Genomic DNA, 22,851 nt, shown 5'->3' with positions numbered 1-22,851 from the left:
TCCACCCCAGCATATTCTATTGACCCTGCTTATTTTGACCGTTAGTCAGCTAGATTGATCTCGCGCGCAACACTCGCACCGATCGCAGCACCAACAACGTCCAGCACGCCGTGAGGCAGTGCAGAATCAATGTTGATGACAGCCAGCGCTTCAGCCTTCTTCTCATCGCGCGACACCTGCATGCCGGCGATGTTGATGCCCTGCTCCCCCAATACGTTGCCCAAAGAGCCAACGACACCCGGACGATCCGCGTAGCGAACAACAATCATGTGATCCGAAATAGGGATTTCGATCTCGTGGCCGTTGATACCCACGAGCTTCTCAATCTGCTTAGGTCCGGTCAGCGTACCGGCCACAGCAAGCTGGGTCCCTTCATTGGTGGATCCCTTGATGGTCAGCTGGTTGCGGTACTCAGGCGAGTCTGGGGTGGTGATCAGGCGGGTAGCAACGCCACGCTGCTCTGCCAGGACTGGTGCGTTAACGTAAGAGACCTGATCAGAAACGACGTCCATGAAGACACCCTTGAGCGCCGACAGTTCCAGCGCCTTGACATCGAGTGCAGCGATTTCGCCGGCAACCTCAACATCAATGCTGGTCAGTGATCCGGAAGCCAGCGCGTTGAAGATGCGGCCCAGCTTCTCGATCAGCGGGATGCCAGGGCGAACATTCTCATCGATGACACCGCCTGCAACGTTCACAGCATCCGGAACCAATTCGCCGGCAAGTGCCAGGCGGACCGACTTGGCAACCGAAACACCGGCCTTCTCCTGCGCCTCATCGGTCGAAGCGCCAAGGTGCGGAGTAACCGTGACATTGTCGAATTCGAAGAATGGAAGGTCGGTGCTTGGCTCCTTGACGAAAACGTCAATGCCGGCGCCGGCAATCTCTTCATTCTTCAATGCTTCGTACAGCGCGTCTTCGTCCACCAGGCCACCACGCGCCACGTTGACCACGTATGCAGACTTCTTCATCTTGGTGAAAGCATCCTTGCCCAGCATGCCCAGGGTTTCAGGAGTCTTCGGCATGTGAATGGTGACGAAGTCGGCTTCAGCCAGCAGCTCGTCCAAGGTCAGCAAGGTGACGCCCAACTGCGCGGCACGAGCCGGGGTGACGTACGGGTCATAAGCAACGATTTCCATGCCGAAGCCCTGCAGGCGTGCGGCAACGAGTGCGCCGATGCGGCCCAGGCCGATGATACCGGCCTTCTTCTCGAAGAGTTCAACGCCGGTGAAGGAGCTGCGCTTCCATGCGCCACTCTTCAGTGATGCATTGGCTGCTGGAATGCGGCGGGCCAGAGACACGATGTGGCCCACGGTCAATTCAGCGGCAGAGATGATGTTGGAAGTAGGAGCGTTGACCACCATGACGCCAGCCTGGGTGGCTGCCTTGATGTCTACGTTGTCCAGCCCTACGCCGGCACGGGCGATAACCTTCAGGTTCTTGGCTGAGGCAATTGCTTCTGCATCTACCTGGGTTGCAGAGCGTACGAGGATCGCATCTACGTCGGCAATGGCTTCGAGCAGCTGGGAGCGGTCCGCTCCGTCGGTCTGACGAATTTCAAAGTCGGGGCCGAGAGCAGCAACAGTTGCTGGGGATAGTTGTTCGGCCAGAAGTACGATTGGCTTGTTGTCAGACACGGGTGTGGCACCTTTGCGATTTCTTGGGCTGATGGTGGCATGAAAGCAGCTGTTTTTCGCTGCCTACTTTTCCAGAGTAGCGCTATATATCCCCCGTTTTCCCTTGAATTCACGCATGTTACGCAGGGAAAATCCGACTTTGTGAAAACTTTCACTTATTGGTTAGGATGTAAGGGATGCCTATGCGGAACTCTGGATTTTCGTACAAAATTTCCTCTCTCGCATTGTCACACACCCAGGTGCACATCAAATTTGCTTCATCGCTGACGCGTATTTTGCAGCCCCCTACTTTTACTTGGAAACCATAGCTGACGCTGGCTGCTCCTATCGGATATCAAGTTTGGATGGGAAGATCATTCCATGGGGGCAAAGGCATCGAATCAAAATATCGTAGTAGCACATCCAGGTTCAGAATTATATGGATCCGACAGAATGCTGCTGGAAGACGTCAAGGGCTTGCTGCGGGGCAATTGGGAAGTCACCGTCGGCCTTCCCAGCGAAGGGCCTCTGGCCTCGGCCTTGCGTGAACACGGCGCCAAAGTCATGGTCTGCAATACTCCAGTACTGCGCAAGTCAATCTTCACTCTGCGCGGCGCTTTGGGGTTGGCCAAAGACACACTCCAAGGCTTGCGCCAGATGCATGGTCTGCTCAAGAGCACAAAACCATCTACCGTCTTGGTGAACACCACCATCATCCCCTTGTGGGTCGCCTATGCCCGCCTTTCGGGGCACAAGGTTGCCTTGCACGTGCACGAGTCCGAATCCCATGCCCCCAAGCCAATGCGCTTGGGCTTGTCGCTGCCCGGAACATTCGCCCACAGGATCATTACCAATAGCCGCTTCACCAGTGCCGCGTACTTCCAGCACGTGCCTTGGGCGCAGAAGTACAGCCAAGTGATCTACAACGGCATCGCAGGTCCTGCTGATCCGGCGCCAGCCAGGCGGAAAATTGACGGTCCCTTGCGGTTGCTCTACGTTGGACGGCTCTCGGAACGCAAAGGGCTGCTGGTTCTGCTCGATGCCGTGAAGATCCTGCAACTGCAGGGAGTGGACGTGTCGCTGAGCTTGGTCGGAGCTGTTTTCGAAGGCAACGAGGCCTTTGAACAGGCGCTCACGAAGAGAGTTGATGCACTTCCACGACCCGAACTGGTGGAGTTCTTGGGATTCCAGTCCGATGTCTGGCCGCATTACGATACCGCGGACATCGCTATCGTTCCCGCACAGCTCGAGGAGTCCTTCGGGAACACCGCGGTGGAAGCCATCCTCGCCCAGCGTCCGGTCGTTGCCTCCCGCATCGGAGGCTTGCAGGAAGCCGTGGAACCGTATTCCAGCGCAGTGCTCGTTGAACCCGGAAATCCACAGCAGCTGGCGGCGGCCATCGAGAAGATCCTCATCGAGTGGCAGAAATTCCGGAGATCAGCTAAGCAGTCGGCGGTGGCGGCGCGCGAAGTCCACGACCCCGAGCTTTTCGGGCAGCGCATTGATTCTGCCTTGAAATCGCTTCTCGCATCGAAATAGGTTCGAGGGCCATGAGGGTCCCTCTCACGCCGATGCATCAACTTCGAGCGACACCTTGCGGAAGTCCACACGATGTCCGCCCGGTATCAGATTCAGCAGGTTCACGTAGCCAAGCGCAACGGATTCGCCCAGCTGCGTCGCCAATGCATCGCCACCGCATTGGACCAGAATCCGTCCATCCGTCATCGACAGCTCGATCGCGGTCCATCCGCCCTCAACCGGCGCACTGAATGCTGCCCTGCCCAGATTCTGCGGACTTTTGCCGGCAGCGCGCCACAGTGAAACTTCTCCGCGGCTTTCAAGCTGAAGATGGAATCCCTCTGCCTGCGAATTTTCGAATGCCCGGTAGGGTTCATCCGTCGGCAAACCGAAGGCCATGCCGGCAATCTGGTTCTGCTCTCCCCGCTGCGGCCAGCGGATCTGGGCTTTCAATCGCCAATTACCGCCTCCTGCTGAGGCCATGGAGCCCAGGACATAGGTAGCCTTGCGGGATTCACCCAGCGTGAGCAGGCCCTCCGCCGCCGCGATCTGCGGCTGGGCTTTCCAGGTGAGCACATCCGGCAGATCACCGGTGGACCGCAAACCGCTGGAGAAGCCGTCGGCAGCCATGGGGACAGCTTGCGGTGAGGAAGTCACATACGGCAGGTTCGAGCACATCATTCCCCGGACGCCTCGCCTTGCCAGAAAGTCTCTTTGGCTTCTCCGGTGCACTTCCCAGCAGATTACCGGCAGCCCGCTGGCCACTGCTCGTTCAATGGTGCCCGGATCAGCAGAATCATGGATTCCTATGGCATCGAAGCCACTGGCAAGCTTTTCAATCTCGGCGAAATTCTCCGGGGCGAAGTAGCCCCAGGTCTTCATTCCGGCGGCCGCTGCCAGTTCGGCTCCGGTGCCGGTTGCCGGCTGCTTCCACACCGTTGATCCAACAGGAACCCGGGAAGCGGCAATCTTCTCGATCAGCTCGGCGGCATGCTGTCCGCTCTTGTCCTCGATGAACAGGACCGCCTGGCCTGCCAGCTCATCCAGAACGGTGTCCAGAAGCGCGATGGGCTCCAAGGCCGCTTTCGGTCCAAGCCATTGGCGGGCATCGTTGTGCAGTCCTTCGAGCTGGTCCCACCCGGTTTCGCTGATCAGCTGCGGGACTCCGCAAAGGCGCTGCAAGCTGGTGTCATGGTGGCAAATGAACTGTCCGTCCTTGCTCCGGTGCACCGAGATCTCGATGGCCTGCGCACCGTGGGCCAGAGCTTGCCTGTAGGCCGCCAGCGTATGCTCGGTCCAGTTGTCTCCCGAACCGCGGTGGGCAATATAGAAGAGGTCCTGCCCCAGCAGGTCCGCCGCGCTGGCCACCTTGGGCGCGGCGTTCTTGGCCACCAGTTCCCTTGAGCACCCTGCCAGCACGAACGTGCTGGCAGCCAGGCCCAAGAAGGTGCGGCGGCTGACCCCGTGCTGTCCTGCGGTTCCGATTTCCATGGTGCCCCCTCGGCAGCCCATGCCCGCCAAGGCCTGGGCCTTGGCGGGTATGGCATTGATTGGATCCTTGCTACCCGATCACCGACAGGTTGTCGAAGGACACGGTCACCGGCGCATTGGTGGTCGAGCCGGAGAGATACAGGCGCAGGCCTATGCCGCCTTGGACTTGCAGCTCGCTGGTCGAGTCGCTGGCGTTGAGCTGCCAGTCAGCTGGTTCGCTGTCCGAAGCGGCCCAGATCTTTGCCGCCAGCTGCGTCGGATTCGTGCCCGTCACGGACAGCTTCAAGTGGACCGCTTCACCGGCCTGGTAGCCGAAGGAAGACTGGTACTGCGTGTCCAGGATGCTCTCTGCACCGCCTACAGCACGAATCAGCTGGATCTGGATGCCGCCCGAGGAGGTGAATTGGCTCTTGAGATAGTACTGGTTCGCATTGCCCAGATACCTCGGCGAGAAGGAGACATAGGTGCCATTGCCGGTAGGCTGCTTATCAAGCTGGACCTGGATAGCGGCTTCCGTGGTGGTGCTGTCGACCACCGGCAGGTGAACCGCCGGGCCTGAACCGGGGTTCAGGCCAAGAAGCTGGCCCATTCCCCCGGCGACGTTGGCGGTCCCCGCGGATCCGGTCCGCGTCCACGTGCCTCCGGTATCGGCAGCACCCCAATTGCCCGTGGCCGTGCGGCCGAAGGCGTCAACTGCCACCGGCCTTGGCGGCAGCGTGACCTTCACCGTTTCGGTGCGGGTATCCACCAGCCCTTCCGGATCGCTGGCTTCCAAGGTAATCGTATACTCGCCTGGCTCGGTGTAGCTGAACGATTCAACTGCTGATCCCGCTAGCCAGCCGCTTCCGTTGCCGAAGGACCATCGGTAGCTGAGCTCATCGTTATCGGGATCGGAACTCTGCGAGGCATCAACCGTGATGTCCAGCCCGTCCACTTCCGTGATTTCGAAGGCCGCTTCCGGAGGCCGGTTCGGTTCTGGCGGCGGCAGGATGGTGACCTGCTTGGTGGCCGTATCCTTCGCGCCCGCGTCATCGGTGACCGTCAGTTTCACCTGATAGGTTCCGGGTTCTGCGTAGCCATGCCCGGCGGTGATGCCTTCAGTGCTGTTTCCGTCTCCGAAGTCCCATCCATAGCCGGCAATGGTGCCGTCGGGATCTGTGGAACCCGACGCATCCACGGTGAGCTGCTGGTCGTGGACCTCATGGGTGAATTCTGCCGACGGAGTGGCATTGGCCGCTTGGCCGATGCCGGCCTGGTAGTGGTTCGCCACCACCGCCGGGCTCAGCTGCTTGCCGTAGATCGCGGCTTCGTCGACGCGTCCGGTGAAACCTCCCGTAGGCGCCGAGCTCCATCCGGTGACCCGGTCATTGCCCAGCCGCCAGAAGCCGTCGAGCTCCAGTGCGGATTTGGTGCTTGCGCGCGAAGCTACTTGCTGCCCGTCCACGTACAGGCGCATCCCGTCTTGTCCCAGGCTTGAGACCACGTGATGCCACTTGTTGTCGTTGTAGATCCCCGAAGAGGTGATCACTCGGCGAGCGCCGCGTTCGGTCACGCCGAAGGACAACCGTCCAAGGGAATTCAAATAGGTCAGCCGGTCATGATCGGTTGAATCTGCGTTCTGCCCGTTGCCATAGCCGATGAGCCGGCCGCGATGCAGGGGCGAGGCCTTGAACCACAGTTCGGTTGTGAATTCCTGCGGACGCTTCCAGCGAACCATGTCCTGCGCCCCGCTGCCGCCAAGTGACAGGCTGCTGCCATTTCCCCCGGCGATGGCTGATGAGGAATCGACGCCTGCATTTCCTGCCAGCTGCAGGTCTTCGCTCCCGGCTGCATCGAGGGCAGTGGAGTTGTCAGCTGCTCCGAAAGGCCAGTAGGCCTTGGGCTTGTCGGCCCTGATCACTTTTTCGTATGCGGTGGATGCAGTGGTCTCGCGGGCGGCAGTGATGCTTTCGGTGGTGCTGCGTGCCTCCCGTCCGGTGGGATCCACGGCAAAGATCCGGTAGCTGTGCGTGCTTCCGGGTTCCACGTCCTTGTCCACGAAGGACATTCCTTGGCGCATCCAGAAAGTCGAGTCGGCTTTGACAGTGTGGATGGGAGAATTATTCGCCCCGTCGCGGATAACCTTGTAGGTCAGGGTCCCGTTGTCCATATCCGAAGCGGCTTGCCAGCGGATGCGCACTTGGCCTGCCGTGGTGGAGCTCAAGGTCGGAACGAAGTCCTCTCCGCTAGGCAGCGGCCCCCTGTCGTTGGGGGCCAAATCGCGTATTACGAAGCGGACCAGGCCCTGCTGGTTCTTGTAGTTCACCCGCTGGAATTCACCACCGTAGACGATGTACTGGTCGTTGCCGGTGACGCTCCACGGTCCCTGACTCTGCCCGGTGTAGGTGCCGGTGCTCAATGCCGGGAACCAGGTCTGCAGCTGCGGATGCGGCAGGCCCTCGAAATTGGTATAGCCGTGGATTTCACGGTCGATAGTTCCAGCCGTTTCCTTGCTGAAGGCCATGGCGCGGTTGTACTGCCAGCTGGGTTCCTGGGCGAAGCCGTCGATGTTTCCGCAATAGTGCGGATGGCCGGCAAGGTAGAGCAGATCTCCGGTAGCGTGCACGGAGTAGGTATCCCCGTGGCAGTCCTCCACCCAGCGTGTTTCGAGATCTGCCCATTTGATGGCCACCACGCCTTCCAGTGTGGTGTCCCGTCCGAACGTGTAGCCGCTGGCGTAGAAAGTGTCCTGATCCGAGGCGATCGACGTGATGGATCCGGTCTCCCCGCCGTTGCGGACATGCGAGGCTGCCGGATAGGAGAACTTCGCGCTGGTCTCGGTGCTCACGACGGCTAAGCCGTTGGCGAAGTCGCTGGTCGAGTTCACCTGCGTGAATTTGCCTCCCAAGGCCAGCTTTGTCCCATCGGGCGACAGCGACATGGACTCGACGTGCCCTCCTGCGACCACTGGCCTGAACGACAGGAGGGCGGCGTCGCTGGCACGCAATGCAGCCGCTTGCTCGCGCCAGGCCTCCCCGATGCGGAAGAAGGAACCGCCCAGGTACACGGTGGTGTCCGTGGCGACAATGCTGCGTACGGAGTTGGAGGGCTGCGGGTCGAATTCCTCGATGCGTTCTCCGGTAGCCGGATCAAGTGCCGCAATGCGGGAGGCGCTTTGCCCGTCCACGGTGGTGAAGTCCCCGCCAACGTAGAGCCGGCTGCCATCCGGAGAAGCTGCAAGAGCAAGTACTTGGGCATTGAATTCCGGAGCAAAGCTGTCTATCAGTTCTCCAGTACGGATGTCGTAGGCCAGGATGTTCTTGCGCGTTGCAGTTTGCGTCCCAGCCGCAGCACCTGCAGGACGCGCGGTAGCGAAGCTTCCTCCTGCGTACACCGTGTTGCCAATGACCACCTGGCTCCAGACCACGCCGTCGATCTGGACGGTCGGCAGGGCATCGGCGGTAACCGTCGTGGGGGTCAGCGGATCTGCGGGATCCGCCGGCACGCTATCTGCAAGCGCTGGTGGCACCGCCAAGGAGGCAGCGGCCATCAGCGCGATTGCTGCGAACATGGTTATGGCCCGTCGGACGATGGCCGGGGCGGATCTGCGGATCAAGGCGATACCTCACCTGCGAGCTGTTGGATTTTCTTGGTAGCGCCGGTTTCGAATTCGAGGGTCACGAAAGTTGCGGATTCTGTCTGGGCACTGAATAGATAGGTGGCAACGGCCTTTTTGCCGGCTGCCAGTTGTGCAGGAAGAACGGTGCTGCGTGCGTCGGTGAGCAAGGCTGCCGGTTCCAGGTCCTCGCCGTAGAACAGGCGCAATTGGGCCTTGTCCAAGTCCAGCGTGGTGGTCCCGTCGTTGGACAACTCGATTTCAACCAACGTAGCGGCACCGGCAATTTCCCCGATGCCTTCTGCTTCGGACTTGGTTTGCTCGATGTGCTTGATCCGCATCTTCGCCTGCGGACCTGCTTGGACATCATCAGCAAGGTCCACCGTCTTGGCTGTGGCTGGCAGCTTGCCGGCGGCCGGGTCATCCGGGGCCACTTTTTGCGCGTCCTTGTCCTTCTTCCACGAAGACTTCCCTGGCTTCTCGGCCGGAGCGGATTTCCCAGATACTTCAGCGGCCTTCTTCTCTTCGGAGGCGGGCGGCGCCAAAGCGGATTCATGCAGCTGCTTGTCGATGGCCGCCAATGTAGTTTCCGCGGGTTGTCCGGGTACGGCTGCTTCCGGCAGAGCTGCTGGCTGCGCCATGCAGGAAGCCAGGGCGCATCCGAGCAGGAGAAGCATCAGGAGAATGCGCAACTTGGCGCCGTCATAACTGCAGGCCCCTGGGCCTGCTGCTTTCGCACGTTCCATGATTTGCCTGGTTCCGCGCTCAGGCCCGCTGAGCCCGTATTGGTGGAGGACTCAGCTGCCCCAGGGCCACTCTGAGCTTGGTGCTCGATGTATGTACGGTGTACGGGAAGTATTCGACTTTGACTCCGACGGCGGCAAAGAGCTCTTCCAATTCCTTTCCGCCTTGCGTGCCTTTCCAGTCATCTCCTTTGAAGAACACGTCGAATCCGACATCTTCCCAAGTCCGCAACCGATCGTGGTGGAAGTCGAGCACTGCCTTATCCACGAAGCCGATTGACGAGACGATATCCAGTCTTTCGCTTTCCGGTATTACGGGCCGTCGTCCTTTGGTCAGGAGCAGCCTTTCATCGCTGACTACGCCGGCAACGAGGTAGTCGCATCTGGATTTGGCTTGCCTGAGTATATTAAGGTGCCCGACATGGAACAGGTCGAAGGCGCCTGCGGCGTACCCGATAATCATGATCTTCCCCAATTTCTTATGAACCAATTGCTGATTCGTTTCCCCATAGCGTCCAAGCCATCCCCATGGCTTGGCACTTGATTGCTTCCTGGAAGTCCGGCCCAGTCCCTAGACGCCGCGAAAACCAGTTTCCGCAGACGGCTGGGCTTCAAGGTCCTCGGGGAGCTTGGCTGCACCGGCCAGCTCCCAGCACAGGTTCTCGTATGCCCGGGCAACGTCACCCCAGTCGTAGTCCTTGGCCCGCTCCCGGGCCAGCTGGGCACGCAGGCGTACGGCATCCTCTTGCGACTCGGTGCGCTCGAATAAACGGGCTGCCGATCCAGAGTCGTTGAAGTATTCGCCGGCTGCCTGGGCCACTTCGCGGTTGAAATTCACGTCATAGGCATTGATTGCCGTACCGGCGCCCAAGGCCCTGAGCAATGATGGGTTGGTGCCGCCGACCGAATGCCCGTGCCAGTACGCCAGCGCATGGGCATAGAGCTCGTCCAGCAGCTGCTGGTCCCACACCCCGCCCAGGAAGCGGACTTGATCCGTGGCCGCGGCGTGAACCTGCTGCGTATACTGCTCGGCGTAAGGAGCCGAACCAACAACCACCAGCGGGAGTCGGGCCTGCGACTGGCCATAGCCGAGGACAATCATTTCCACGTGGTTCTCCGGCTCGAAACGGGCCACCACCAGATGGAACTTTCCTGATTCCAAGCCGAGCGCGGCCAATTTGGAGGCAGGAGTCTGGGGAATCTGCGGTGCCCCATAGGTAATGAGCCTCGTAGCCCGGGAGAATTCCGAGGTGTAATAGTCAGCGATGCCCCGGGCATCGGCAATCAATTCCCTGCTCCACCAGACGCAGAGGCGCTCGCATAACCGGTAGTACTTCTGTCCGACCGGTCCCCACTTGGCCCGTTTCCATTCCAATCCGTCCACGTGCGTGGCAACGGGAATCCTCCCCAAGCCGAGCAAAGGGAGCATCGGCGCATTGGCTGCATTGAAGACAATTGCAGCGTCCGGGCGGTTGAAGAGGGCATGGACCACCGACAAAGCCGTATGGCTCAGCGTTTCCAAGCTCCGTCGCCTCATGGCAGGCAAATGCACCAGCTTCATGCCAAGGTACTCGCTCCTACGCTCATCCTTGGCGGTACCGCGGCAATATACGGTAACTTCGTGCCCTTGATCGGCCAGCCGGCGCCCCACCTCTTCAATGGCGGTCTCGAAACCGCCATAGCGTGCAGGTACTCCCCTGGTTCCAATCAATGCGATGCGCAGTTTGGCGCGCGCGTCATGGTGCTCGGTGCGTTGCATTCTGTTCCCCCAAATTTAAACAGCAGAATCAACGTCAGCTTGCCTGCCGCAACGGCGTCGATCCCCAAAATCAACGGCGAGTTCCGGAACATGCCGCAAGCATGCGTTCCTCATCCACCGAGCATATGTGGCGCAACGATGCTGCGCACGAGTACGCCGGTACTCGCGTTACCCGCGAATTACTTGTTCGAGGATGCCAGGAATACTCACTCATCACTGGGTAAGTTTCCTCGTCAGCATTCAAATCCATGAATTGAGAGAGAAACATCACGATTGAATAACGGTTCAATCCATGCCACCATTTACAGCAGGGCCCGCGCGACCCTGTAACCGACGCCATTATTAGATGAGCAGGGCCTGTTTTGCTGGGGAGCACGGGTTGAGCTCCGAGGATCCATTGCAGACCTTTCCCCCCAAGAACAACTTTCCCCTCGCTCTGAATAAGACCGACCCCGCTTCCCACCGTCCGCGCGTGATCGCGGCCCTGGCCTTGGCCGCCGCGTGCAGCGTGGTTGCCAGCGCCTTGAACCCTGTGCCCGCGGCCGCTTCGACCACATTCATTGCCGACGCCATGACCCGCACCATTGGTTCCGGCTGGGGTTCTGGCGCAAATGGAGTCGCCTACTCCACCAACAGTGCAAGCCGTTTCGCAGTGGATGGTTCCCAGGCTGAAATGACCTTGCTGCCCGGCAAGCTCACCCATGCCACCGCGGCTGTTAACGCTTCGGACATTCAGGCCGGCATGGATATTTCCTTCGACTCGCTGCCCAGCACGGGTTCTTCCTATGCGCACCTTGGTGCCCGGAAAACCGCTGATGGCGAGTACACCGCTTCGCTACGGCTGAAAAGCACAAGGAACCTGTCCTTGGAGATTTCACGGACCGTGAACGGGAAAAAAATCATGCTCGGCTCACAGCAGATCAGCGCGTCGGCCGACCCGGGTACCGCGTACCACGTTGACTTCGCTGTTACCGGCAGCAGCACGGCGTCGCTCAAGGCCCGGGCCTTCGAATCCGGCAGCAGCGTCCCCGAATGGCAGCTGGAAGCAGAAGACGCGTCCACTGCCCTGGCCTCGGCCAAAGGCAGCTTGCGCATAGGCGGCTACCTTTCGGCCAGCGCCACGAAGAACTCCGGTTTGCACGTTGATAATCTGGTAGCGCGTTCGGCTGTTCAAGAACCTGCACCGGCACCGGCACCTGCCCCATCGCCTTCCCCAACTCCCGACGCAGCACCAGATGCCAGAGGAACCGAGCTCAGCTCCGAGAACACCACTCTGAATGAACAATCGCCGCTGAGCGGAACCCTGAGTGCCATCCCGTCCACTGCACTTTATGTTTCCGCATCCGGCAATGATGCCTCCACCGGCAAAGCTGCAGCGCCGCTGCGCACCATTTCCAAGGCCATTTCGAAAGCCGCCAGCGGGCAGACCGTCGTGGTCCGTGGCGGCAGCTATCACGAGTCGGTAGTGATTCCTGCATCCAAGAGCATCAAGCTGCGCGAATACCCGGGAGAAACAGTCTGGCTCGATGGCTCGAAGACGGTCACGGGCTTCACCGCTGCAAGCAATGGGTGGGTGAAAACCGGCTGGAACTACGATTTCGATACCAGCCCGACCTACAACCGCGGGGCCACAGACAATACCGCTGAATCATGGGGCTTCATCAATTCCAGCTATCCCATGGCCGCCCATCCCGACCAAGTATGGATCAACGGGACCAAGCAGACCCAGGTATCCTCGGCTTCCAAGCTCAAGCCGGGCGCCTTCTACGTGGACCGCGCCAATAACAAGCTGCACCTTGGTACCGACCCGTCCGGAAAGACCGTGCGGGCTTCCACGCTGGTCAAGGCGCTGAGCATCCGCAGCGGCAATTCCAGCGTTTCGGGTATCAATGTGCGCAAGTTCGCTCCTTCGGTGCCCGACATGGGTGCGGTCACCGCGGAGAAGCCGGGCATCACTGTGCAGAACCTGACCATCGAGGATACGGCAACCACGGGTTTGAACGTCAGCGCTGTGAAGAACACCGTGAGCAACGTGAAGATCCAGCGCAGCGGCATGCTGGGCATGAACGCCGTGTACGCTGACGGACTGGTCGTCAACAAACTGGCCTCCACAGGCAATAACCACGAGCGGTTCAACACTTCGCCTGTCTCCGGCGGGCTGAAGATCGGACGCACCCGCGGTGTGACGGTGAAGAATTCCAAGCTCAACAGCAACTACGGTCCGGGACTTTGGTTGGACGAATCGGTCTACGATTCCAAGGTGCTCAATAACGACATGGTCTCCAATACCGGGCACGGACTGTCCTTGGAAATCTCCGCAAAATCCGTGGTGGCCAACAACCGCATCGCCAAGAATTCCGGATTCGCCTTCAAACTGAACAACACCAGCGATGTGAAGATCTGGAACAACACCATCAGCGGCAAGAACCGGGTGCTGAATATCGTGCAGGATGCACGCCGCGCAGCCACCAAGTCCGATCCAGGCCACGATCCGCGCCAGCCATTCCCCGACACCACCATGACCTGGATCAACAAGAACATCGTCGCGAAGAACAACGTATTCTCCAATACCGGCGGAGGCAATGCGATTCTTGCCGTCGAAGACTACTCCGGAACCTACACCGCACAGCAGATGAAGATCTCCTTGGCGTCAAATGCCTACCACCGCATCAGCGCCACGAATCCGAAGTGGTCCTCCGTCTGGTCCAAAGGCGCTGGAAACCCTGCAGTGTTCACCACCTTGCCAGCCTTTTCCAAGGGCACCGGCGAGGAACTGAATTCCTTTGAAATCACTTCCAGCACGGTACTGACCAGTGCAAATAATCCGACCACCAGCGTGACAGGCAAGAACAGCCATGCTACTGCGTTGCCCAGCGACATTGCGGCTTTGATTGGCCAATCCCCCGCTTCCAAGCGCATCGGCAATTACCCGCGCTAAGCCCAGCGCTTGTTTGGCAAAGAAGCCACCGGATCCCGGCTCTGCATTTCGCAATGCCGGGATCCGGTGGCTTCGGGCTCAGCTGCCCCTGGCCACCGGAGGATCTAGTGGCTGCTTGCGCTGCAGCGGCGCAGCGTGCTCCCAATCCAACGCCGCACGGTTGCTGGCTGGTTCCAGCATCAGGGCGAAGACCAGGAAAATCAGGAATAGCGCACCGGCATCCACCAGCCCGTTCTCCATGACGCTGCGGATGACCACGAAGGCCAGCAACGGGAACAGCAAGCTGCGCAGCCTGCGCGATCGCAGTGCGGCAAAAACCGTGAGCAGAACCCAGAGGGCCACGAGGAACGTTCCGATGATCCCAGTTTGCGCCAGCAGGGAAATCCACGAAGAATCGAAAACCTGCTCATCCCAGTACTGCCCTTCGACAGCAATGGTCTTCTGGCTCAGTCCCGCGCCGATCCACCGCTGCCACGAATCATTGGGCAGGTTCAGCACGACCGACCAGCTGATGGTCCGGGAGTTCAAGGTCATCACCGAGGCACTGTCCTCGCGAGCCATCAGATTTTGCAATACCGGAGTCAGGAATACCAGGTAGAACACCAGCGGAAGGGCAGCCAGCGCCGCCACTACGGTCTGCATCGGGACCCGTCGAAGCATCAGCAGCATGCCAGCTGCCGTGCAAGCAGCCGCGATGAGAGCGGTGCGCGACTCGGAGAGCAGAAGGATGGCGCTGAGCACCACCAGCATCCCCACATGCCACCAGCGCACATGCGCGCGCAGCGATTGGTGGAAAAGAACCAGTGCCGGGATTCCGGAAAGCAAAGCCAGCTCATTGGGACTCAGCGGTGGGATGCCGCCTGCCAGACGCCCGCCCCCGCCCAGAGCCAACCCGCTTGCCGAGCTGATGATTCCAACTGTTGCCAAACCGACGCACATGGCCAGCAGCACCTGGTGGGCCGGGAAGATCCGCATGATGAACAGCACCGTAGCCGCCAGCATCGCCACACGGATCGCGATGATGGCCGAGGCCATGAAATTGCCTTCAGCCATCGCACCGATCACGCTCAGGGCCAGCACCGGGCCGAGCAGCACGAAGCTGCGCACACCCACCGGCTGGCGGGCGCCGCTCCACATCCACAGCAGGATTGCCCAGCACAGCACAGCGCTTTGCAGCAGCGCCTTGAGCACGACCACGATGTCCAGTCCACCGGTGAACAGCGATCCCTGGCGCCAGGCGACCACGCTGAAGACCAGCAGGATCCACAGCAGATTCAACTGCCACAGGCGCGGAACCCGGTATCTTCTTGGCATCGGGACCTGCTCCGCCGGCGCCCAGGACGCGCTGACGGCCATAGGCATGATCAGGCTCCTCGCCGGCCGCGGAAGCGCGAGGCCTTGCGCACCAGCACCAGCCCGGTCGCTCCGACGCGCACCGCGTTCAGCTCCTGCAGGGCACCGGCCACCTGGCGGTAGGTGGTGCGCCGTTCACGTCCGGTGAGGATCACGCAATCGCTGTGCAAGGCCACTGCCGTGGCATCCAGGGGCTGGCCCTCCATGCTGGAAACGAAGAGCACCACGTCGAATTCCTCTTCAAGGGAAGCGATCAAGCTGTCCAATCCGGCGAACACGTCGAATCGGCGCAGCGTCCCAGGCTGCGGACCGGCAGGCAGGTAGCCCATCGGCACCGACTCGATATGCCTGAGCGCATCATGCAGCTCGCTGGTACCGGCGAGAACCTGGGCCAGGCCCGCGCCATCCGACCCGTCCTGGCCCAATGGTTCCAACTGCCCGTCGGCCTGCACTATCACCGATCGCTTGCCCATGGCCGCCAGGGTCTGGGCGAGCTGGCGTCCATCGATAACCGCATCGGCACGGGTACTGAGCACCAGGATGCGTTGCGGCAAACGCCCGTCATTGGCCATCAGCAGGTTCGATACCAGCTGGCGGTAGCCGACCTGGATGCCGGCCGGGTTTGCACTGGCGCCGTCCTTGGACCGGGCTGCCACCGTGCCGAGTACGCGCATGCGCAATTGCCTTTCGGCATCGCGTCCGCGCAGGATCCGTGGATCCAGCTTGTGCAACGCCAGAGCCAGCAGCAATCCCAAGCTGGCTCCCGAGACCAGGCCCAGCGCCAAGTTCACGGATTTGCGCGGTGCGGTGGCGTACTGCGGTGCCGAAGCCGGCACGGACAGCTCGGCTTTGACTTCGAGCGTCTTCGGATCGGTGTTCTCCAGCTTCTGGATGGACTTTGCCAGCAGCCCGGCAGCCGTATTGGCAATGTCCGCGGCCTGCTGGGCCTCCGGGGCCCTCGCCGTCACGGCCAGCAGCACGGTATCGACCGGATTGGTGGCGTTCACATTGGATTTGACGTCCTGGAAACTGCGATCCAGATCGAGCTCGCGGATCACCTGGTTGATCAGCTTCGGATCATTGACCAGCTGCGGGTAGGACCCCACTCGCTGCAGCGCGAACTGGCCACGCGCGTAGGCCGTGTCCTGGCTGGAATTGACGCTGACGAACAAGGTCGACTTCGCGGTGTAGACCGGGGTCATCCCCAGGGTGATGAAGATGGAGGCGAGTATCCCGGCCAGGGTGCTGGCCACGATCCACCACATGCGGGTTCGCAGCACGAAGAGGAAATCACCCAGATCCATGCCTGCCGCCTCCCGCTGCGCGTGCTGCCCCCATCCCACTTCCGGCGCAGCTGGCCAGGTGCGATGATCTCGGTAATCAAGTGCTTTAACCAAGGCGCTTCACCTCCCGGTACCACTTGTTCAAGGCCAGTACCAGGAAACCTGCATTGGCCAGCAGCAGCAACACGTATACGGCAATGAACACCGATGGCAGCCACAGAGTCAGGAAGGCCAGGCAGATCAAGCCGAAGTCGGTAGGCACGACGGCCAATGAATACAGGGCCGAGCTCTTGCCCTGGCCCTGCAGGTAGTGCCCCGTTTTCCCGGAGGACAGCCTGCGCAGCTGATCGGTGAGGATCATGGAGAAGAACAGGCTGCAGGCCACGACCTGGTAGGCAATGGGCACCAGGTACCAGGCGCCTTCTACCGGGTAGAACCGGTACCACGAAATCAGCACCATCGCATGCAGGGCGGCGGTCTTGATCGCGTCGACAATATGGTCAAGCCATTCGCCGGCAGCGGATCCGGAACCTTGGAGCCGGGCCAGCTGCCCATCAGCAGAATCCAGCGCGTAGCCGAGCACCAGCAAAGCCGTGATCAGCAGCGAAGAGCCGAAGGACGGTTCCAACAGCGCGATCACCGCCAGTCCGCCAGCCGTGCAAAGAGCGCTGATGCCGGTCACGCCATTGGGCGTTAACCGAAGCAGATAGGCCAGTGCCGCCAGCCGGCGGCCTAGTGGCCTGTTGACGAAGCGCGAGTAGGCTGGCGCTCCCTTATTGGTTTTCTGCCGCTGGCGCAGTTCTGCGACCGCCCAACGGTATCCTTGTTGTTCTTGCAGCATGTGAGTCCTCCCCAGTGAACTCTTATGTGCTTGCGGCCGCGATCGGCCGCAAGCGCCCCCGATATTCAGCCCTGTCCCCAAGCACCGCATTTGTGCAGCGCATCCCCAGGGGACAACCCGGGCTGAGTACAATCTAGTTCATTTCCCTTGTTCTATCCATCGAATTCCCATTCCTAGGCGAAGCCGCTGAACCAGCGCTCGCGCTTCGCACCGCATTGGCGCTACGAACCGCGAACACCCGGACTCAGTCAACGATTTCGCGCACCTCCAGATCGTCGAAGCCCCCCTGGACCGGCGCGTTATTCGCCGAGCCGGACAAGTACACGGACAACCCCAGACGCCCTTCAGCCTGCAGGGCGGCGGTGGAGTCGATGGCATTGAGCTGCCAGTCCAACGGCTCATCCTGGCCCTGGTTGTAGGCCTTGGCCCGCAAGCTGGTGGAACTGCTGCCCTCGGCCTGCAGGCGCAGCCACACCGCTTCGCCTGGCGAACCGTCTACCTGGCCGATGACGGTCTCTGCGCTCAACGCACTGACGCTGCCGGAGACAACCTTTTCCAAGGTCACTGCCACCGAGCCATTGGACAGGAACCTGATCTTGGCACGGTACGCCCCCACGCCAGGAATGTCCCGGATGGTCACCGTCTGGTAGATGCCTCCGCCTGTGGCTTGCTTGTCGCGGCTGAGCTTGATGCGCAAATCGCCTTCCCGCACGCCTGCTGGCAGCCACGAGAGCGGTCCGCTTCCGGCGGTGGACATCCGGATCCTTCCGGTGCCTTCGGCCACGCTGAAGTTAGATGACGAGCCTTGGCGCGTCCAGGTTCCCCCGGTATCTGCTTCACCCCATCCATCGGAAACGGTGCGGCCAAAGGCATCGGAGACCAGCAGGGCAGGTTCCGCGATTTCCGAGACCTGCACCTGCTGGACCAGTTCGGCGCTTAGCCCGTCCTCGTCGGTGACCACCAGCTTGACCGGGTAGTCGCCAGGCTCTGCATACTCATGGGATGCGTTCTGTCCGCTGGCGGTGTTCCCGTCACCGAAATCCCACGCGTAGGAGGCAATCCGGCCATCGGCATCACTGGAGGCGGCGCCGTCCACTTGGACTTGGAGTCCGTCCACTTCAAGGCTGAAGGCCGCTGCCGGAGCGGAATTCCGGACATCCACTTCCGTTTCGGTGCGCGATTCCAGCCCGTTCCCATCGCTGGCGGTCAGGGATACCGTATACCGGCCGTCCTCGGCGTAGCGGTGCTGCGCAGTTTGGCCGAGAGCGCTCTGCCCATCGCCGAAGTCCCACTTGTAGCCGGTAATCGGCGCATCCCCGGCCGTGCTGCCCGAGGCATCGGTATTCAGCGCGAGCCCGACTACCGAGGTGCTGAACTGCGCCTGCGGACCTTGGGCGGCGGCCACTGCGACCACCTGGCTGATGGTGCTTTCCCGTTCCCCGGCCTGGACTGTCAGCGTCACGGAGTAGGTGCCTGCCGATTCGTAGTCGTGGCTGGCCGTCGCTCCGTTGGCCTCGGTTCCATCTCCGAACTCCCACAAGTACCCGGTGATCTCCCCGCCAGCTGCCGGCGGCAGCGAATCGGAGGCGTCCACGGTGATCGCCAGCTCATCGGCTTCCCAGCTGAAGGCAGCAGTCGGATCCAGCTCGGCCGGGTCCTGCACGGCGACATCGCTGGAAGCGGTGCCGGATGCGCCCTCGTTGTCGGTGACGGTCAGGGTCACGGTCTTGGTTCCGCTGCTTGAGTACTGGTGCATGGCCTGGGCCCCAGTGCCGGTAGTCCCGTCGCCGAAGTCCCATTCCCAGGACACGATCTGCCCATCGGCATCCTGCGATGGTGCAGCGGTGAAGGTGGCGGCCAGCCCGTCAACAGTGGATTCGAAGGCAGCTTCCGGTGCCGCGTTGGGCACCTTGACCTGTACCGAATTCGACACCGTGCCGGTAGCCCCGTGCTCATCGGTCACCACGAGAGTGACCTCGTAGGTTCCCGGTTCCGCATATTCGTGGGCGGCCTCGGCCCCGGAGGCCTCGGTTCCGTCGCCGAAGTCCCAGGCATATTCCAGTTCCCCGCCCTCGGGGTCTGCGGAGCCAGAGCCATCGACCTGGATGCCCAGGCCGTCAACACCCAGTTCCATGGCCGCGACCGGAGCGGCATTTTCCACCGTCAGGGTGCTCTGCGCCTGGGCAGTGGCCCCAGCGCTGTCGGTGACCGCCAGGGTCACCGTGTATTCACCGTCGGCGCCATAGGCATGCTCCACATCCTGGCCGGATGCCTTCTGGCTGCCATCACCGAAGTCCCACTCGTAGGACAGTTCCCCCTGCTCCGGATCCGCGGATCCGGAGCCGCTGAGGCTGACCTTCAAGCCGGCCTGCTCGCTGGCTATCGCGGCTACCGGCGGCTGGTTGACCGCCTTGGCCTCGATCTGCTGCGTACTGGTGGCACTGCCGCCGCGGTCATCGGTAATGGTCAGCACCACCGTGTAGGTGCCGGCTTGGGCGTATTCATGAAGCACTCCTTCGGTCTGCACGGTGGTGCTTTGCCCGTCGCCGAAGTCCCAGGCATAGCTGGCGATGGTGCCGTCGGCATCGGTTGATCCGCTGGCGTCAAATGCCACTGCCAGCCCTTGGCTGGTGCTGGTGAACTCGGCCAGTGGATCCTGGTTGGGCTCTCCTGCAATCCCGTAGTGCTCGTTGACCTCGGCCTGGGACAGCGCCCTGGCATAGACCACGGCCTCGTCGATTTCGCCATCGAACCATGCCGAGCTGGCTCCAGACCAGACCCGGTCCCCGCCAATGCGCCAGTAGCCGTTGAACGGCTCGGCCGCGGTTTGCGGGTTGGTTCCGGTGAGCGCGCCATCCACGTACAGCTTCATGCCCTCGCCGGACAGCGTGGCAACCAGATGGTGCCAGTCCCCGTCGTTGTAGGACCGGTCGGTGGTTACCAGGTTTTCGGCCCCGGTATAGACGCCGAAGACCAGGGTGCCGTCATTGCGCATGTAGACATGCCGGTCATAGCTGGATGACAGGCCGCTGGCCGCATTGCCGAAACCGATGATCTTGCCTCCGCTGCCCGTGGTTGTCCGGAACCAGGCCTCAGTGGAGAACACCGTCGGGTTCTGCACAGCCCGGTTGGAGACCACCGCGGCATCGGTCTGGCCGAAGCCCAGCGACGTGCCGTGGCCGATGGCGGATTCTTCGCCATAGCGGACCGGGCCGTTGATGGTCCCGTCGTTGCGGGCAATCGTGCTGTCCTTGGCCGTGTTGCCCTCGGTTTCGTCCAGGCGCCAGTACATCTGCGGTTCATCACCATAGACCGCCATGCCGTAGGCATCGGCAGGAGGCTCGGGGATGTCCGCGGTGCGCCCGGTGGATTGGAAGAGCTGCAGGACGGCGGCCGCGTCGATTTGCTCATTGAAGATCGCCACCTCATCCAGCTCGCCGTCGAAGGTCTTGCTCGACGGCTGGTTCGGCCAGCCGCTGAGGTTGTCTCCGCCGATGCGCCACATGCCGGAGTAGGCCTGGCCGCTGCTGACATCGGTGCGTTCGGCGACCTTGAGCCCATCAACGTACAGATGCATTCCCGCTTGGCCCAAAGTTGCCGTGAGCTGGTGCCACTGCCCGTCGTTGTAGCTGGCCGAGGAACTGACCGTTGCCGCCCATCCCAGCCATGTGCCGAAGTGCAGGCGTCCGGAATTGTCCATCCAGACATGGCGGTCATAGCTTCCGGAATCTCCGGTAGCCGAGCTGCCATAGCCAATCAGCTTGCCGCCCTGGTCGCTCTGGGTCTTGAACCACAGCTGGGTGGTGAACGTGTCAGGCGCGGTTGCAATATTCCGGCTGGCCAGCGACTGCCCGCTGAACCCGCTGGCATCATCGTCGCTGATCGCGCCGGGCACCCCGCGCTGCAAGGCCGCGTCGGCATCGGCATCGACGAAGCCGATGTTGTCATAAGCCACGGTGCCGCCTGATTCATTCAGCGGATAGTAGATATCCGCGCCGGTATCGCGCAAGACCTGCGTATACGCGCTCTCTGCGCTGTTGCTGACGGTCACCGCATCCGAGCGCGGGCCGATGTAGTTATTGCCCCACGGGTCCGAGACCCGTACCCGGTAGGTGTGGGTGCTGCCCGGTGCCACGCTGTCATCGCGGAAGCCCAGCGACTGCTTCTTCCACCAGATCGAGGACACTTCCTGGCTGTCGATGGCGGTTAGCGAATTATCGCGCAGCAGCTCGTAGGTGAGCATTTCGTCATCGATATCCCATGTGGTTGGCCAGGCTACGCGCACGGAGCCGCTGCTTTGGGAAATCGCCGATGGCTTGAGCTCCGCGGTGTACTCGGGACGGATGGAATTCGAGGATAGGGAGCGCTTGGCGAAGACGGCCAGGCCCTGCTGGTTGGTGTTGTTCAGCCTGGTGAACTCGCCGCCCAGAACCAGGTAGTCCCCGTTATTGTCCATGGCCCAGCCGCCTTGGTACTGCCCAGTGTAGGTACCGGTGTTGATCGAGGGGTACCAGTGCAGCAAGGTCGGGATCGGCTGATTGCGCACCAGCGAATTATTCGACGGCGAGGTGGCATCCGTGCCGGTGGCGAAGGCAGTCTCCGCCAACGCGCGTTTCCAGATCATCGGATTCTCCTCGGGGAATCCGTTGACCGAGGAGCAGTCGTGGGCGTGCGGGGTGGAGTAGACCACGTCGCCCATGATGGTGATCGAAGAGGTCGATCCGTAGCAGTTATCGAGCCAGACCAGGTCTCCGGTAGCGTAATCGGCGGCAAACCGGCCGTCGAACCAGTGCCAGCCCATGCCATTGTTAGCCGCGTAGATGACTCCGTTTTCCAGTTTCAGGTCCACGACCCATGCCCGTGCATTGTCATCGATGCGTGCCGGGACCGGAGCGGAGCTCCAAGGAACCTGCTGGCCGGTAGTCTCGTTCACGGCTCCGATGCCGACCTTGGGCTCGTTGTTGATTTTCTGGAAGCGCCCGCCAATGACCACGCGGTCGCTCTGATCGGTGGCGATGATGCCATGGACAATGTCATCGGTGACCGGTGCCCACGCCAGCAGTTCGGCGTTGGCCCGATTCAGCTTGGCGACATTGCGCCGCACCTGGTTGGCTACCGAGTTGAAGGAGCCGCCCAGGTAGACGGCGTCACTGGTCACTGCGAGGGTTTCCACAGACCCGCCCACGCTGGCGGCGAAGGAAGTCAAGGCCCCGTTGGAAGTGGTGAATTCAGCGACCTTGCTGCGGGCCTGGCCGCTGACGGCGGTGAACTGGCCACCGGCGTAGAATCGGCTTCCATCCGGCGAGAACTCGATATCCATGACCGGGGCGTTGAAGTTCGGGTTCCAGGGCAGGATCTGCCCGCTGGTGATGTTGAAGGCCATGGCGTTATTGCGGACCACTTCCCCGGTACCGCCAGGGTTCACACCGCTTGGCCGTACCCGGGTGAACGAGCCGACCACATAGGCCACGTTCCCGCGCACACGCAGGTCCCAGGCCACGCCGTTCAGCTGCGGGGTAGGAAGGTGATTTGCACTGACCGTCTCGGGCAGCACTATTTCTTCTTCGCCAGCGGCCATCGCCGGAACTGCGCTCAGGCCGGCAATGACCAGCACAGCCGAGGCAACCGAAGCCAGCACCCGTGTGAATCGCCGCACGGGTGTGCGCCGCCCTGCAGTAATCTGCTGCTCTTCCATGTCCATTCCGTTCATTATT

At 61.4% G+C, this 22,851-nt stretch carries 12 protein-coding genes; 2 read left to right on the top strand and 10 right to left on the bottom strand.

Translation table 11 applies throughout. From position 1 onward, the window contains the following. Positions 1-41 precede the first annotated feature (41 nt). On the bottom strand, positions 42-1,637 hold the full coding sequence (serA, locus tag AB4Y71_RS08715) for a phosphoglycerate dehydrogenase (RefSeq protein WP_441719665.1): 1,596 nt from the start codon (positions 1,635-1,637) through the stop codon (positions 42-44). A gap of 432 nt (positions 1,638-2,069) precedes the next feature. Between serA and AB4Y71_RS08710 the strand changes: the two genes are divergently transcribed. Beyond that, a complete protein-coding gene (locus AB4Y71_RS08710; RefSeq protein WP_441719662.1) occupies positions 2,070-3,155 on the top strand; it encodes a glycosyltransferase in 1,086 nt (361 codons plus the stop codon). Positions 3,156-3,179: 24 nt separating this feature from the next. Here AB4Y71_RS08710 and AB4Y71_RS08705 read toward each other — a convergent pair whose 3' ends face one another. From AB4Y71_RS08705 to AB4Y71_RS08685, 5 genes are all read right to left on the bottom strand, one after another. Further along, complete coding sequence (locus tag AB4Y71_RS08705; RefSeq protein ID WP_441719659.1) at positions 3,180-4,625, bottom strand: glycerophosphodiester phosphodiesterase; 1,446 nt, start codon at positions 4,623-4,625, stop codon at positions 3,180-3,182. A 70-nt stretch (positions 4,626-4,695) separates the two neighbouring features. Further along, positions 4,696-8,220: a PKD domain-containing protein gene (locus AB4Y71_RS08700; protein WP_441719655.1), complete on the bottom strand. Its 3,525-nt coding sequence runs from the start codon at positions 8,218-8,220 to the stop codon at positions 4,696-4,698. Continuing rightward, entirely contained in the window at positions 8,217-8,966 is a 750-nt protein-coding gene (locus tag AB4Y71_RS08695) for a hypothetical protein (RefSeq protein ID WP_441719653.1), read from the bottom strand. The genes AB4Y71_RS08700 and AB4Y71_RS08695 overlap by 4 nt, the downstream gene beginning before the upstream one ends. Positions 8,967-8,985: 19 nt before the next feature. Beyond that, positions 8,986-9,426 carry an adenylyltransferase/cytidyltransferase family protein gene (locus tag AB4Y71_RS08690; RefSeq protein WP_441720578.1) on the bottom strand — a complete coding sequence of 147 codons (441 nt, stop codon included), beginning with the start codon at positions 9,424-9,426 and terminating at the stop codon, positions 8,986-8,988. 108 nt (positions 9,427-9,534) lie between these two features. Then, positions 9,535-10,722, bottom strand: a complete 1,188-nt coding sequence (locus tag AB4Y71_RS08685; RefSeq protein ID WP_134780385.1) for a DUF1972 domain-containing protein — start codon at positions 10,720-10,722, stop codon at positions 9,535-9,537. 379 nt (positions 10,723-11,101) lie between these two features. Here AB4Y71_RS08685 and AB4Y71_RS08680 point away from each other — a divergent pair, with 379 nt between their 5' ends. Continuing rightward, complete coding sequence (locus tag AB4Y71_RS08680; protein WP_441719650.1) at positions 11,102-13,660, top strand: right-handed parallel beta-helix repeat-containing protein; 2,559 nt, start codon at positions 11,102-11,104, stop codon at positions 13,658-13,660. Between the two features lie 78 nt (positions 13,661-13,738). Here AB4Y71_RS08680 and AB4Y71_RS08675 read toward each other — a convergent pair whose 3' ends face one another. The 4 genes from AB4Y71_RS08675 to AB4Y71_RS08660 form a co-directional block, all read right to left on the bottom strand. Further along, positions 13,739-15,022, bottom strand: a complete 1,284-nt coding sequence (locus AB4Y71_RS08675; protein ID WP_441719647.1) for an O-antigen ligase family protein — start codon at positions 15,020-15,022, stop codon at positions 13,739-13,741. Between the two features lie 2 nt (positions 15,023-15,024). Further along, positions 15,025-16,410, bottom strand: a complete 1,386-nt coding sequence (locus tag AB4Y71_RS08670; protein WP_441719644.1) for a Wzz/FepE/Etk N-terminal domain-containing protein — start codon at positions 16,408-16,410, stop codon at positions 15,025-15,027. After that, on the bottom strand, positions 16,403-17,137 hold the full coding sequence (locus tag AB4Y71_RS08665) for a CDP-alcohol phosphatidyltransferase family protein (protein ID WP_441719642.1): 735 nt from the start codon (positions 17,135-17,137) through the stop codon (positions 16,403-16,405). Before AB4Y71_RS08665 ends, AB4Y71_RS08670 begins: the two co-directional genes overlap by 8 nt. Positions 17,138-17,381: 244 nt before the next feature. Continuing rightward, positions 17,382-22,838 (bottom strand): PKD domain-containing protein, encoded by a 5,457-nt coding sequence (locus AB4Y71_RS08660; protein ID WP_441719639.1) that lies wholly within the window; start codon positions 22,836-22,838, stop codon positions 17,382-17,384. Positions 22,839-22,851 lie beyond the last annotated feature (13 nt).

Origin of the sequence: Glutamicibacter sp. MCAF14 (assembly GCF_052114325.1) — a bacterium.
Classification (GTDB): Bacteria; Actinomycetota; Actinomycetes; order Actinomycetales; family Micrococcaceae; genus Glutamicibacter; species Glutamicibacter arilaitensis.
This window is presented reverse-complemented; position numbering and strand designations above follow the sequence as displayed.